General features: G+C 65.2%; 12 protein-coding genes. All 12 read left to right on the top strand.

Annotated features, from left to right (window positions below; all coding sequences use genetic code 11):
* A partial coding sequence (locus ACOOGG_RS18010) for a hypothetical protein (RefSeq protein WP_420437585.1) occupies positions 1-230 on the top strand: 230 nt, incomplete at its 5' end.
* A gap of 119 nt (positions 231-349) precedes the next feature.
* A complete protein-coding gene (locus ACOOGG_RS18005) occupies positions 350-1,510 on the top strand; it encodes an IS3 family transposase (protein ID WP_420437583.1) in 1,161 nt (386 codons plus the stop codon).
* A 218-nt stretch (positions 1,511-1,728) separates the two neighbouring features.
* Positions 1,729-3,984: an ABC transporter permease gene (locus tag ACOOGG_RS18000; RefSeq protein WP_420437581.1), complete on the top strand. Its 2,256-nt coding sequence runs from the start codon at positions 1,729-1,731 to the stop codon at positions 3,982-3,984.
* Between the two features lie 51 nt (positions 3,985-4,035).
* Positions 4,036-4,815 carry an ATP-binding cassette domain-containing protein gene (locus ACOOGG_RS17995; RefSeq protein WP_420437579.1) on the top strand — a complete coding sequence of 260 codons (780 nt, stop codon included), beginning with the start codon at positions 4,036-4,038 and terminating at the stop codon, positions 4,813-4,815.
* Positions 4,816-4,847: 32 nt separating this feature from the next.
* The gene (gene iolC / locus ACOOGG_RS17990) at positions 4,848-5,831 is read left to right on the top strand and encodes a 5-dehydro-2-deoxygluconokinase (RefSeq protein WP_420437577.1); all 984 of its coding nucleotides are present in this window, start codon (positions 4,848-4,850) and stop codon (positions 5,829-5,831) included.
* Complete coding sequence (locus tag ACOOGG_RS17985; protein ID WP_420437575.1) at positions 5,828-6,793, top strand: NAD(P)-dependent oxidoreductase; 966 nt, start codon at positions 5,828-5,830, stop codon at positions 6,791-6,793. Before iolC ends, ACOOGG_RS17985 begins: the two co-directional genes overlap by 4 nt.
* Positions 6,790-7,965 (top strand): Gfo/Idh/MocA family protein, encoded by a 1,176-nt coding sequence (locus ACOOGG_RS17980; protein ID WP_420437573.1) that lies wholly within the window; start codon positions 6,790-6,792, stop codon positions 7,963-7,965. Before ACOOGG_RS17985 ends, ACOOGG_RS17980 begins: the two co-directional genes overlap by 4 nt.
* A 13-nt stretch (positions 7,966-7,978) precedes the next feature.
* Positions 7,979-9,862 carry a 3D-(3,5/4)-trihydroxycyclohexane-1,2-dione acylhydrolase (decyclizing) gene (gene iolD, locus ACOOGG_RS17975; RefSeq protein WP_420437571.1) on the top strand — a complete coding sequence of 628 codons (1,884 nt, stop codon included), beginning with the start codon at positions 7,979-7,981 and terminating at the stop codon, positions 9,860-9,862.
* Positions 9,863-9,875: 13 nt separating this feature from the next.
* Entirely contained in the window at positions 9,876-11,318 is a 1,443-nt protein-coding gene (locus ACOOGG_RS17970) for a fatty acid desaturase (protein WP_420437569.1), read from the top strand.
* A complete protein-coding gene (gene iolG, locus ACOOGG_RS17965) occupies positions 11,315-12,322 on the top strand; it encodes an inositol 2-dehydrogenase (RefSeq protein WP_420437567.1) in 1,008 nt (335 codons plus the stop codon). The genes ACOOGG_RS17970 and iolG overlap by 4 nt, the downstream gene beginning before the upstream one ends.
* 60 nt (positions 12,323-12,382) lie before the next feature.
* Positions 12,383-13,363, top strand: a complete 981-nt coding sequence (locus tag ACOOGG_RS17960; protein WP_420437566.1) for an SDR family oxidoreductase — start codon at positions 12,383-12,385, stop codon at positions 13,361-13,363.
* A gap of 2 nt (positions 13,364-13,365) precedes the next feature.
* Positions 13,366-14,223 carry a 5-deoxy-glucuronate isomerase gene (iolB, locus tag ACOOGG_RS17955; protein WP_420437564.1) on the top strand — a complete coding sequence of 286 codons (858 nt, stop codon included), beginning with the start codon at positions 13,366-13,368 and terminating at the stop codon, positions 14,221-14,223.

Below are 14,223 nucleotides of genomic sequence, written 5' to 3'. Positions count from 1 at the left end.
AAGAATCAGGGGATGCTTCAGCTTGTGAACAGGCCGCCGTTGCTCAAGCATACGCCGAGGAACACTGGGGCCGAGTCATCGAAGAGCACATCGCTGCTGATCAAGCATTGTCCAGCGACCCAGCATCAGAAGGCGCCCTGGCGGCGCACGACGACTCGGCCGGGCTGCTGCTGGGTGCGCGAGTCGAAGTGATACTGGCTGAGGCGGAGACTTGGCAAAGCTGCAGGTAATTGACAGAAAGAGAGAGTGACCTTGGCGTGACCCCTTGTGGTTGGTCCACGTGATCTGTCCCCCTTGTTTTGGTCTTGGTATGTGAGAGTGGCGGTGTTGCGAGCTGGGAGGTGCAGGGATGCCGTTTGCGTATTCGTCGGAGTTCCGGGAGATGGTGCTGGACCAGATGCGGGGTGGCCGGTCGGTGGTCGTGCTGGCCCGGGATCTGGGGATAGCGGAGTCGACGCTGTATCGGTGGAAGCGCCAGGACCTTGTTGATCAGGGGTTGGTGGGTGGCACGTCGAGTTCTGAGGGTGCTTTGCTGCAGGCGGCCCGTCTGCGGATCAAAGAGCTGGAGGCCGAGTTGGCGGCGGCCAAGCGGGCGTCGGAGCTGTTCGGCGAGGATCGGGTGATGCGCCCAAAAGACCTGTACCCGATCACAGAGGCCTTGGGGGCTAAGGGGCACGGCCTGAAGGCGTCATGTCGGATATTGGCCGTCTCGGCGTCCGGTTTCTTCTATTGGCGCCAAAGGCCGATGCTGGCTCGGGCTGTGCGCCGGGCGTGGCTGGCAGATGTCGTCGCCGATATCTGGGTGCGGTCCAGGCGTACCTATGGGTGGCGGCGTGTCCAGGCCGAGCTGGCCGAGGTCTACGGCCACCGCGCCGGCCGCAATCTGTTGCTGTCGGTCATGCGCGAGCAGCAGATATGCGGCCTGCCCCGTCGCCAGGGACGCAAATCCGGCAGGTCCCCGGCCGAGACGACCGCTGACCTTGTGAACCGCGAGTTCGACCGGGACGGGCCGAACCAGCTCTGGATGACCGACATCACAGAGCACCCGACGCGCGAGGGAAAGCTCTATTTGTGCGCGGTGCTCGACGCGTGGTCCCGCAAGGTCGTCGGCTGGTCCATCGACCGCAGAGCTACCGCGGCCATGGTCACCTCCGCGCTCGCCATGGCCGTCGCGAGCCGCAGACCGGCCCCCGGAGCGGTGGTCCACTCCGACCACGGCACCCAATACACATCATGGGCCTTCAGCCAGCGGCTCCGAAAAGAGAACCTGAACCAGTCACTGGGCACCGTGGGCGACGCGTTCGACAACGCAGTGGTCGAAGCGTTCTGGGCGCGTATGCAAACCGAGCTGCTGAACACCAGGAAATGGAAGACCTGCACCGAGCTGTCCACCGCGATCTTCGACTGGATCGAGATCTTCTACAATCGGACCCGGCGCCACTCATCGCTCGGCAACATCTCACCCGCCGAGTTCGAGAGACGCCACCAACAACAACCACACGCCGCCTGACTCCCACAAACCAGGACCAAAAAACAGGGCACACATCAAGTGGACCAAAAAACGGGGTCCGATCAACCTGCCAATGAAATAGATTGGCGCGCGACTAAAAGTAGTCACCGTCTGGCCAGAGCGTGCAATCACACACGACATGCGATTCCTTCACTGCCTAGTCAGCCTCCTATATAGTCCCTACTCAAAATCTCTTCCCGACAGAGAGGGGGTCTCTCGTGGCCGAAGTGACCACTACGACTGACTCTTCGACTAGCTCACCACCCGTCGAAGACGAGCGATTAGCTCATCGGGGACCAGTCCAGCAGCTGCTGACCAGGCCCGAGATCGGTGCCCTAATTGGCGCAGTCGGGGTATGGCTGTTGTTCTGGCTGGTGTCAGGGACGTTCGGCACTGCCGGGGGTACGGCCAACTATCTGGATGTGGCTGCCACCCTCGGTCTGATGGCGGTACCGGTGGCCCTGCTGATGATCGGGGGTGAATTCGATCTCTCGTCGGGTTCCATGACCGGGGCCACCGCGGTGATCGTGATCCTGTTGAGCAGCGATACTGCCGAGTTGGGCGGTGCCGGGCTCAGCCTTCACTTCGCAGTGCCGCTCTCTTTGTCCTTTGCCTTGGCCATCGGCTGGTTCAACGGGACGCTGGTGGAAAAGACCTCGCTGCCCAGCTTCATCGTTACTTTGGGCACATTCTTCATACTCATCGGGGCCAAACTGGGTTTCACCAAGCTCTTCACCAACAAGGTAATCGCTGAAGGTCTAGACCGATCGGGCGGCTATGAGTTCTGGGACAACATCTTCGGTGCAACCTGGATCCGAAACGGCCACATCTGGGAAAGCCAGGGCTGGAGCAATCTCTGGAGTAGCAGAGACTGGGCCTGGAGCGGCCTACTCATCATCGGCGCGGTCGTCCTCATACTCGGCACCATGGAGCTGGCCTACGCCCGGCGAGAAAGACCACTCCTGGGTGGATACTTGGTATTCGTGGTTGGAGCGGTTGTTGGCGTAGTTGGCTACATCCTGCTGCTCGAACGGGACAGCAAGAGCTCTAATTGGATCTTCGGCATCATCATGGGAGCTGGAGTGCTATTGGCGATAGCCGGATGGTGTCTGGCCCGATATAGGACCGCCGAGCGAGAGTCCGTCCCAACAGAGCACGATCCGCGAGTCATCCAATTTCTGCTTGCCGGGGCCGTGGCCATCGGTGGAGCCATTTTGATCGCCGCGGTCATGGACTCCAACAATGCCGACCGCCTCGACTTCTTGACCGGTACTCCAGGCCGCGCCGTGCTGGCAATCGGCATCGGCGCCACCGGGGTCTTGGCCGTACTGGCCGCTCTAGGACGAGTCGGCGTGGGATATCCGGCCATCGGCGCTGTGATCGCCCTCATACCCGGCATCAGCTACATGGTGACCGTGCAAGGCGCACGGGCCATCCTCTTTGGCATCTTGGCCATTGCCGGGGTAGTGCTGCTCAGCATGGCCGCCCGGCGTCGCGCGCTGGCGGTATTCTTCACTCTGATCACCGCTGCGGCCGTAGCGGGGCTGGCCTTCTTCATCCAGTACGAGGCTGCGTCCCGCAAGCTGCGGGTAGAGCTGTTCACTGCCCTGCTGTTGATCGCACTAGTTATGGCTGCATCAGCAGTCACACGGCTGATCGCCGCCCGGCGCACTACTGCCCCACCACCGCCAAGTCACGGCCCGCTCGCCCGGCAAATCGGGACAGTACTCGGGTTGGCGGCAGGACTGGTGTCGTTGATCCTCGAATTAGCCGACGGAGATGGAATCCTTTACAGCATCATCATGGCTGCGGTCAAAGGCGGCCTTGTTGCATTTGCTGTTTTCGCGTTGGCCACCCTTTATCGCACTCTATTCACTTCTGATGAGAGTGTCGGACGGTCCCTGGTATTCGTTGGTCTTAGCTCAGTAATGCTGGGTATCTCGGCCAAATTGTTGTTTACTACCAGCGAAGAATTGGCCGTCACCCAGGGCCAGACCAGTTTCCGCGTGGGTGTGATGCTGTTTCTCGTGTACGCGGTATTAGGGGCCTGGATCCTGGCCCGCACCCAATTCGGCAACTGGATTTTCGCGGTGGGCGGCAACAAAGACGCCTCCCGCTCAGTGGGTGTTCCCGCAGCCCGGACCAAGACCACCTTGTTCATGCTGGTGTCGGCGTCGGCCTGGATCACCGGCATGGTTATCGCCTTCAGACTCAACTCGGTACAAGCTGACGTGGGCAACGGAAACGAGTTCCGCTACATCATCGTGGCCGTGGTCGGTGGGTGTCTGCTCACCGGCGGATACGGATCGGCCATCGGTGCGGCCATAGGCGCGGTGATCTGGGGCATGATCACCTCCGGTATCGGCTTCGCCACCTGGAACAGCAACTGGCGGTTCCTGGTGCTGGGTGCCCTGCTGCTGGTGGCGGTGTTGGTCAACAACTACGTGCGCTCGCAAGCGGAGAAAGTCCGATGACCATTTCTTCGCAATACGTTCGGACAACCAAACCCTCAAGGAGGTCTGCTGATGGCTGAATTCCTCGAACTCAACAACATCTCGAAGTTCTACGGGAACATCATCGCCCTCACCGGGGTCACCACCACGGTGAACCCGGGTGAGGTCACCTGCGTGCTCGGTGACAACGGCGCGGGCAAGTCCACCTTCATCAAGATCCTGGCCGGCGTGCACCAGCACGACGAGGGCACTCTGCTCATGGAAGGTGAGGAGGTGAAGTTCAGCTCACCCCGCGAGGCTCTTGGTCGAGGAATCGCCACCGTGTACCAGGATCTGGCCATCGTCCCACTCATGTCGGTGTGGCGGAACTTCTTCCTAGGAGCGGAGCCCAAGACGGGGATTTGGCCCTTCCGCCAGATCGACATCGAGGGGGCTAAGCGAATCGCCAAAGAGGAGATGGCCAAGATGGGCATCGACATCCGCGATGTCGAGCAACCCGTGGGCACGCTTTCCGGCGGCGAGCGGCAGTCGGTGGCCATTGCCCGGGCCAGCTACTTCGGGGCTCGGGTGCTGATCCTCGACGAGCCCACCTCGGCACTGGGGGTGAAGCAGTCCGGTGTAGTGCTGCGGCGGATCATCGAGGCCCGTGACCAGGGGTTGGCGGTGGTGTTCATCACCCACAATCCCAACCACGCCTATCCGGTGGGTGACCGCTTTGTGATCCTCAACCGGGGCCAGTCCATGGGCAACTGGGCCAAAGAAGGGATTTCCCAGGCTGAGCTGACTCAGCTGATGGCCGGCGGTGCCGAACTAGATGCCCTCCAACACGAACTGGCCCAAGCCGGCACATAGAGGTTATTTCGGGCCACAACTAGCATCTCTGCGTGGCTGAAACCCAGGCGACCCCTCTTGAGGTGCTGACCATCGGGCGGGTCAGCGTCGATTTGTACCCCCAGCAGAGCGGCGTGCCGCTGAGCAAGGTCCAGACCTTCTACAAATCGATCGGCGGCTCCCCCACCAATGTGGCCGTGGCGTGTGCCCGGCTGGGCCGCCGGGCCGGAGTGGTGACTCGGGTGGGCGACGACGGTTTCGGCGAATACATCCGCGCTGAGTTGGCCGAAAAGTTCGGGGTGGACAACCGCTACGTGTCCACCGACCCCGAACTGCGCACCGCACTGGCCTTCTGCGCTCTCGACCCTCCCACCGATCCGCCGCTGCTGTTTTACCGCGAGCCCCGCGGGCCGGAGATGAACCTGCGGCCCGAAGACATCCCCGACCTCGCCGCCACCGTGCCGGTGCTTTGGACCGCTGGATCCCGGTTCGCCCAAGAGCCGTCCCGCTCCACCGTTCTAGGGGTGCTCAAACAGCGAGAACACCGCCCCTACACCGTGCTCGACTTGGACTACCGGCCCAGCTTCTGGGCATCCCCCCAGGAGGCCGGCGCCCACATCAGCCAGGCCGTGGACTTGGCCACAGTGGCGGTGGGCAACCGCACCGAGTGCGAGATCGCCGTCGGCACCGCCGATCCCCATGGTGCCGCCGATCGGCTGTTGGAGCGAGGGGTGTCGCTGGCCATCGTGAAGCAAGGGGCCGACGGGGTGCTGGTGGCCACCCCCGAGACGCGAGCTGAGGTGCTTCCAAAGACGGTGGAGGTGGTGTGCGGTTTGGGCGCGGGCGACGCCTTCGGCGGGTCTCTGGCCGACGGGCTGCTGGCCGGCCTCGACCCAGTGGAAATTGTCACTAGGGCCAACGCTGCCGGGGCTATTGTGGCCGGTCGCCTGGCCTGTTCCGACGCCATGCCCACGCCCGGGGAGATTGACGAGATGCTGGCTCGAGAGCCTACCAACCCATCGGAATCCCCAGAATGAGCGGTGCAGCCAAGCGCCATCGCATCTGGATCGACCGCACTCCCCCGGCTGAAGTGGCGATTCCCCCTGATGTGGAGTTGGTAGACGGCCCAGAAGACGCCGACGGGGTGGTGGTGGCCGCTGATCGCCCTTGGGACGACGACGCCTGCCGCCAGCTGCCTAACCTCAAGGTGGTGTCCCGCTCGGGCATCGGCTACGACAACGTGGACGTGGCCGCCTGCGCCGCCCACGGCGTTGCCGCCTGCAACACGCCCGACGCTCCCACGGTCTCCACCGCTGAGCACGCGCTGGCGCTGATGCTGGCGGCGACCAAGCGGCTCAAGAGCTCCGAGGCCCGCCTGGCCTCAGGCACAGCAGGGGGACCGGGTCGACTCATTGGCCCCGGCGCGATGGAGCTTGACGCTCGCACCCTGGGCCTGGTGGGCTGCGGGCGAATCGGCAGTCTTCTAGGGCGCTATGGCGAGGCACTGGGAATGACCGTGCTGGTGTGCGACCCCTACATCGACACGGCCCCAGTGGGCGCGTTGGTCGACATTGAGCAGCTTTGGTCAGAAGCCGACGTGATCTCGCTCCATGCTCCGGCCACCCCGGAGACTCACCACATCATCAACGCCGCCTCGCTGGCGGCCATGCGATCCGGCGTGGTCATCGTCAACTGCGCCCGGGGCGCGCTGGTGGACCAAGAAGCCCTGCTGGCCGGACTCGACTCAGGCCATGTGGGCGGCGCCGGCCTCGACGTCACCGAACCCGAGCCGCTTCCCCCCGACCATCCGCTGTTAGGGCGCGAGAACGTGGTGGTCACCCCCCATGTGGCCTCCACTACCACGGTGGGCATTGTCAGGCTGGTAGGGCAGGCCCTGGATCAAGCTCTCATCTGGCTGCGAGGCGGCACCCCCGAGCACTTGCTCGACGCTGTGGCGGCCCACCCAGGAGTAGACCGACGCTTCAAGGATGGTTCATGACATCCCGGCGGCGAATCGGGCTGGCCGTGGTGGGCTTCGGCTGGATGGGCCAGGCCCACTCCCGCTCGTATCTGCGCCTGCCCACCCTTTTCGACAACCGCGCCTACGACCTCGAATTGGTTATCTGCTCCGACAACGTGGAATCCCGCCGCCACATCGCCCAAAGCGACTTCGGCTTCCAAGAGGTTGCCGATCACTGGGGCTACGCGGTGGAGCACTCCGACGTCGACATCGTGGCCATATGCGCTCCCAACATGCTCCACGAAACCCTGGTCACCGCGGCCGCTGAGGCCGGAAAGCACGTTTTCTGCGAGAAGCCGGTGGGGGGAACCCCCAGCCAGACCGCCCGAGCCGAACAAGCCTGCCGCCAGGCAGGGGTCATCACCGGCGTGGGCTACAACTACCGCTTCGCCCCACTGGTGCTCTACGCCCAAGAGCTCATCGCCAACGGCGACCTCGGCCCGATCACCAACTATCGGGGCCGCTTCTTCTCCATGTACGGGGCCGATCCGATGGGCTTGCTCTCGTGGCGCTTTTTGATCGACCAGGCCGGGCACGGGGCCACCACCGACATCATGAGCCACGCCGTGGACCTGGCCTTGATGCTCAACGGTCCCATCTCACGCGTGGTGGGCATTGGCGAGACCTTCATCGCCGAGCGCCCGCTGCCGTCAGGGGCTGGCACGCACTACGACCGGGGCCGGCCCGGCGATCCCGTCGGCGCGGTCACCAACGAGGACTACTTCGGCGCGCTGGCCGTGTTCGCCAACGGCAGCCACGGCGTCTTCGAGGCCAGCCGGGCCATCGTCGGCCCCCAGAGCCAGATGGCCTTTGACGTCTATGGAACAGAGGGCGCGCTGAGCTGGGACCACGAGACATTGAACGAGCTCCAGATGTTCCGCTCGTCTGATCCGCAGCAGGGCTACACCACCGTGCGGGCCAGCGAGCGCCACCCCTTTCACGGCGCCTTCGTGCCCGGGGACGCCAACTCCATTGGCTTCGAGGACATGGTGGCCATCCAAGACCATGAGTTCCTCACCGCGGTGGCCGAGGGCCGGCCCCACAGCGCGGGCATGGAGCAGGCGCTGTCCTGCGTGAGCGTGCAAGCGGCCATGCTCAAGAGCTGGGAGACCGGCGCTTGGGAAGATGTGGTATCGCTGAGGATCGACTGAAAGGAGGCAAGCCATGGAAACCATCCGCCTGACAACCTCCGGGGCCGTGGTGCGCTATCTGGCTGCCCAGCGCATAGAGGTCGAAGGCCAGACCGTGCCGTTGTTCGCCGGGGTGTTCGCCATCTTCGGACACGGCAACGTCACCTGCTTGGGCCATGAGCTGGAACAGGCCGGTGATGCCCTGCCCACCTGGCGGGGTCAGAACGAACAGGGCATGGCCCTGGCCGCGGTGGCCTACGCCAAGGCCAACCGCCGCCGGCGCATTATGGCCGCCACCAGCTCGATCGGCCCCGGCGCCACCAACATGGTGACCGCAGCGGCGGTGGCCATGGCCAACCGGATGCCGCTGCTGCTGCTGGCCGGAGAAACCTTCAACAGCCGCGTCCCCGACCCCGTGCTCCAGCAGGTCGAGCACTTCGGCAACCCGACGCTCACCGTCAACGATGCCTTTCGGCCCGTTGTCCGCTTCTGGGACCGAATCACCTCTCCCGAGCAGCTCGTCCATTCGCTGCCCAACGCCCTCGCCACCATGCTCGATCCCGGCGACTGCGGACCGGCTTTCATCAGCCTCCCCCAAGACGTCCAGGGGTATGCCTACGACTTCCCCACCCGTTTCTTCACCGAAACCTTGCATGAGATCAGACGTCCTCGTCCCGACACTGGCGAGCTGCGCAGGGCCGCCGCGGCGCTGGCCGCCGCCGAGCGACCGCTGATCGTGGCCGGCGGCGGGGTCCACTGGTCGCTGTCGGAGGACGGACTCCGGGCCTTCGCCGAACAGCACAACATACCGGTGGTGGAAACGGTGGCCGGACGCACCTGCTTGGTGGCCGATCACCCGCTCAACTGCGGCCCCATCGGAGTCACCGGCTGCACCTCGGCCAACGCCATGGCCGCCGAAGCCGATGTGGTGCTGGCGGTGGGCACCCGCCTGGGAGATTTCGTCACCGGCTCTTGGACGGTGTTCAGCGGAGGCAACGATGTGCAGATAATCGGCCTGAACGCGGCCCGCTTCGACGCCACCAAGCACCGCTCGCTGCCGCTGGTGGCCGATGCCCGAGAGGGCCTGGCCGAACTCGGAGCCGTGCTGGGTGCCTACCGTGCGCCCGAGGAATGGTCCGACCGGGCTTCTTCTGAGACTTCGCAGTACCACGCCTACATCGACAAGATCGCCGCTCCCGAGACGGCAACGGCGGCCGAGCGGCCCACCGGCGACTCCGACAGCGATCTGCCCACCTATGCCCAGGTGGTGGGGGTGGTGGACCGGGCCGCTGACGAATCCACCTACGTGCTGGCCGCCGCCGGAGGATTTCCCGGCGAGCTGGTGAACGGATGGCGGGGCCAGGCCGTGCATTCCTTCGACTGCGAGTACGGCTACTCCTGCATGGGCTATGAGATCTCCGGGGGATGGGGGGCCAAGATGGCCCTTCCCGACCGGGAGGTGGTGGTGCTGGTGGGCGACGGCTCCTACCTCATGATGAACAGCGACCTGTACAGCACCGTGCTCACCTGCCACAAGCTCATCGTGATCGTGTGCGACAACGGCGGCTATGCGGTGATCAACCGCTTGCAGATGGCCCAGGGCGGCGTTCCGTTCAACAACTTGATCGCCGACTCCCGGGTGCGGGACGCGACCGCGGTGGACTTCGCGGCCCACGCCGCTTCCATGGGCTGCGAGGCCGAGACGGTGAACACCATCGCCGAGCTCGAGGCGGCTTACGGCCGGGCCCGAGCCGCTGACCGCACCTATGTGATCGCGATTAACACCCACGCCTACCGCTGGACCGAGGGCGGGTCGTTCTGGGAGGTGGGCGTGCCCGAGGTGAGCGCCAGCGCCGATGTGCGGGCCGCCCGGGCTGAAATGGACGCCGGCAAGGCCGACCAGCGGGTGGGATGGTGAGGCCGGAGGGTCGATGGCCGTAGCCGCCCGCGATTATCGAGTCGGCGGCCCCGAGGCCGACCGGGCCGCCGCCGCGGGCCTGGTGGAGGCCGAGTGGTTCCGCCCGCCGATTGACCCCGAGCGCCTTCGCCAACTCCAGGTTCGGGGCAATTTCCGCGCCGCAGCCGACACCGTCGCGTGGCTCGGCCTGCTGGCCGGATTCGGCTACCTGGCCTTGATCTCGCTGGGCACATGGTGGGCGATTCCGGCTTTCGCGGCGTATGGTGCCCTCTACGGCGGCGCTGGCGACTCCCGCTGGCACGAGTGCGGCCACGGCACCGCCTTCAAGACCAAGTGGCTCAACGACGTGGTGTACTACCTGGCCTCGTTCATGCTGCTGCGCCAGCCCACCCTGTGGCGCTGGTCGCACGTCCGCCACCACACAGACACCATCGTGGTGGGCCGCGACGCCGAGATCATCTTCCCCCGGCCCTCCACTCCCGCTTCTATCGCTCTGCTGTTCGTGCCCGTGCTGAACGTGCCCAAGATGGTGGCGCGCTCGGCCAAGCATGCCGTCGGGCGGATCGACGACGAGGCCCGCTCCTTCATCCCCGCCGACGAGCTCGGAAAGCTCAAGTGGGAGTCACGGGCCTACATCGCCATCCTCGCCGGCACAACGGCCTGGTCGGTTGCCGCCTGGACCATCGTGCCGTTGCTGTACGTCGGCCTGCCCACCATCTATGGCGCCTGGCTGATGATCTTCTTCGCCATCACCCAGCACGCCGGACTGCGCGAGGACGTGCTGGACCACCGCCTCAACACCCGCACCGTCTACATGAACCCCGTTTTCCGGTTCTTGTACTCCAATATGAACTACCACGTCGAGCACCACATCTTCCCCACCGTGCCCTACTACGCCCTGCCCGCGCTGCACCAGGAGGTCAAGGGCTACCTGGCCCCGGCTGCGCCCAACACCGGGGCGGCCTACCGGGACATCTTGTCCACCTTGCGCCGCCAGCGGCGCGACCCGGCCTACGACGAACCCCGCGGCGATGTGCCCGCGGTGGCTGGCGCCGCCCGAACCTTCGTAAACACCGGCCACACCGTGTGGGCCGGCGACCGCCACGACGGCATGGTCGACCTCGGCCCGGCCAACGCCCTCGCCCCCGGTTTGGCCAGCCAGATCGAGGTGGGCGACGAGGCCTACGCCCTGTTCTGCTTGGACGACGGCACTCTGGTGTGCGCCGAGGGCTTGTGTACCCATGGCCAGGCATACCTGGCCGAGGGCGTGTTGCTGGGCTGCGAGGTGGAATGCCCCAAGCACAACGGACGCTTCGACCTCCGCACGGGAGAGGCGGTGCGGTATCCGGCCACCGACCCCATAGCCTTGTACCCGGTGGAAATACGAAACGGCCGGGTGGTCTCCAGCCTGCAACCCCTATCTGATGAGGCCCCATCTGATGAGGTGAGCTTATGAACCCGGTGCGTATCGGAGTCTTGGGCTGCGGGCGGATTGGGCGGATGCACGCCGAGCTCATTGCCCGGCAGGTGCCCGGCGCGGTCGTGGCCGCGGTGTACGACGTGGTCGACGATGCATCGGCGGCGCTGGCCAACGGCCTCGGAGTGAGCCAGGCCGCTGCACCCGAAGAGATTCTGGAAGCCGACGACGTCGACGCCGTGGCCATCTGCACTTCTACCCACACCCACATCGACCTGCTGGTTGCCGCGGCCGAGGCCGGCAAGGCCGCATTCGTGGAGAAGCCGCTGGCCCTGAACCTGGCCGACGTAGACCGGGGCATCGCCGCTGTGGAGTCCGCCGGCATCCCGGTGCAGGTGGGGTTCAACCGGCGCTTCGACCCCAGTCACCGCTACGTGAGCGACCGGGTGGCTGCCGGCGAGATCGGCGATGTCCACTTGGTGCGCATCTCCAGCCGCGACCCAGAGCCCCCGCCGCTGATGTACCTAGATGAATCCGGCGGCATCTTCTGCGACATGACCATCCACGACTTCGACATGATCCGCTTCGTCACCCAAAGCGAGGTCACCGAGGTGTACGCCACCGGGGCGGTGCTGATCGACGAAGCCATAGGCGAGGTCGGCGATCTCGACACTGCGGTGATCGTCTGCCACCACGAAAACGGCGCCATCAGCACCATCGACAACAGCCGACAAGCGGTGTACGGCTACGACCAGCGGGTGGAAGCCTTCGGTTCAGCAGGGATGGCTGCCTCAGAGAATCCCTTGACCGCCACGGCGATTACCCGAACCGCCGACGGCGCTCAAGCACCGACCCTGCCCTACTTCTTCTTGGAGCGCTATATCCCCTCGTATGTGGCCGAGTGGGAGGCATTCATCTCCATGATGCAGGGCGAACCGTCGCCGGTAACCATGGCGGACGGGCGGGCCCCGCTGGTGATCGGGCTGGCCGCGTGGCGCTCTGTCCGAGAACAGCGCCCCGTACGCATAGATGAGATCGGCTGATTGATGAGCGGAGACGGCATGACCAGCGAATTCCAGCGAAACGTCGAGATCGGCTGAGCGGTGCGGGCCTACGTAACCGGAGGGACCGGCTTCATCGGCTCCAACATCGTCAAGGTCTTCGCCGAGCGCCACGGCGCTACCGTGCACTGCCCGGTTCGCTCGTTCGTGCCCGACAACCCCCTCAGATACAGCATCGAACCGCTGGACTTGCTGGACACCGATGCGGTGCTGTCCAGCGTGGCCCAGTTCGACCCCGATGTGATCGTCCACTCCATGATCCTCAACGACCTCCACGGGATATACAACCAGCGGGAGCTGGCGTGGCGCAGCTACGTGGACGCCACCCTCGCCATGGCCGAAGCCGCCAACCAGGCCGGGGCCAAGCTCATTGTGGTGTCCACCGACTGGGTGTTCGACGGCACCCAGGCCGGAGCCGATGAGCACACTCCGCCCAACCCGGTGAACTACTACGGAGTGTTGAAGGCCCTCAGCGAGCAGGCCGCACTGTTGCGGGCCGAACGGGCTGCGGTGGCCAGAGTGTCGGCGGTAAACGGCGTCCATTGGGCACGAGACGAGATGCCCAGGGGCCAAGACCCGGGATACGGCTATTTCGTGACCACCGTGCTCGACGCGGTGTCGCAAGGCCAGCAGTTCGGAGTATGGGAGGGCGACGACATCAACATGGCGGCCACGCCCAGCCTGGCCAGCGAGTGTGCCGAGGCCATGTGGCTGATCGCGGCCAACGACCGAGCCGACGGCGTCTTCCACTGCTGCGGCGCCGAACCGGCAGGGCGTATGGAGCTGGCCCGAATGGCCTGCGAGGTCTTCGGCCATGATCCCTCGCTGCTGAGATCGGTTCCGCCCGATTCGGAGATGATGGCCTCAATGGCCGGGGCCCGCATCCCCTACGACACCACGATCCGCACTCCCCGCACCGCTGAAGTCCTGGGCTATGAGCCGCTGGGCGCACGCGAGCTGCTAGATCGCTTCAAGCAAGAACTCGAATCCGGCGATCTCGTTCCCCCGACCATAGGAGTTTGACCATGGCCACTACCCCCCAATCAGGCCCTATTCGCCCCCAACCGGGACCGGGACGGGTTCTCAACATCACCCCGGAATCGGCCGGATGGGACAACGTGGCTTTCTCGGTGGTGGAGCTGTCTCCGTCCGCTCCGTGGTCGGGAGTCGAGCCTGAACGGGAGACGGCCATCGTCCCCTTGTCGGGATCGGGCCGGGTCCGAGCCGGCGACATCGACGCCGCCATCAGCCGCACATCAGTGTTCGAAGAGTTGGGGCGGATCGTCTACCTGCCGCCCGGCACGCCCTATGAGATCACCACCGAGGGCTCGCTTACAGCCGCGGTGGGCTCGGCCCCCGCCGAGGGCCGCTACCCGGCCCGGGTATTCGAGCCGTCTGAGATGCGGGTTGAAATCCGCGGCGGAGGCCAGGCTTACCGCCAGGTGGTCCACTCGCTGGCCCATCCGCTGCCCGCCGAGAAGCTCATCCTCTATGAAGTGTTCGTACCCCGGGGCACCTGGTCGGGCTGGCCCCCCCACTGCCACGACGGGCGGGACGGCTCGCCCTATCTGGAGGAGGTCTACTACTTCCGCCTGGATCGCCCCGAAGGCTATGCCATGCACCGCAACTGGCGCGCTGAAGAGAACTTCGACGAGGCAGTCGTTATCCGAGACGGCGACGCAGCACTGGTTCCCAAGGGCTACCACACGTCGGTGGCCTGTCCTGGCTCCAACATGTACTTCCTCAACTACCTGGCCGGCGAGCTGATCGGCGACGAGCGGCGCACACCCCCCTGCTTCGACGCTGAGCACACCTGGATCGAGGCCGACTGGGGCGCCGGGGCGTGGACGCTGCCGGTGGCCGGCGCAGTGCCCTCCAACTGA

The organism is Candidatus Poriferisocius sp., assembly GCF_965214065.1.
GTDB lineage: Bacteria > Actinomycetota > Acidimicrobiia > Acidimicrobiales > Bin134 > Poriferisocius.
This window is presented reverse-complemented; position numbering and strand designations above follow the sequence as displayed.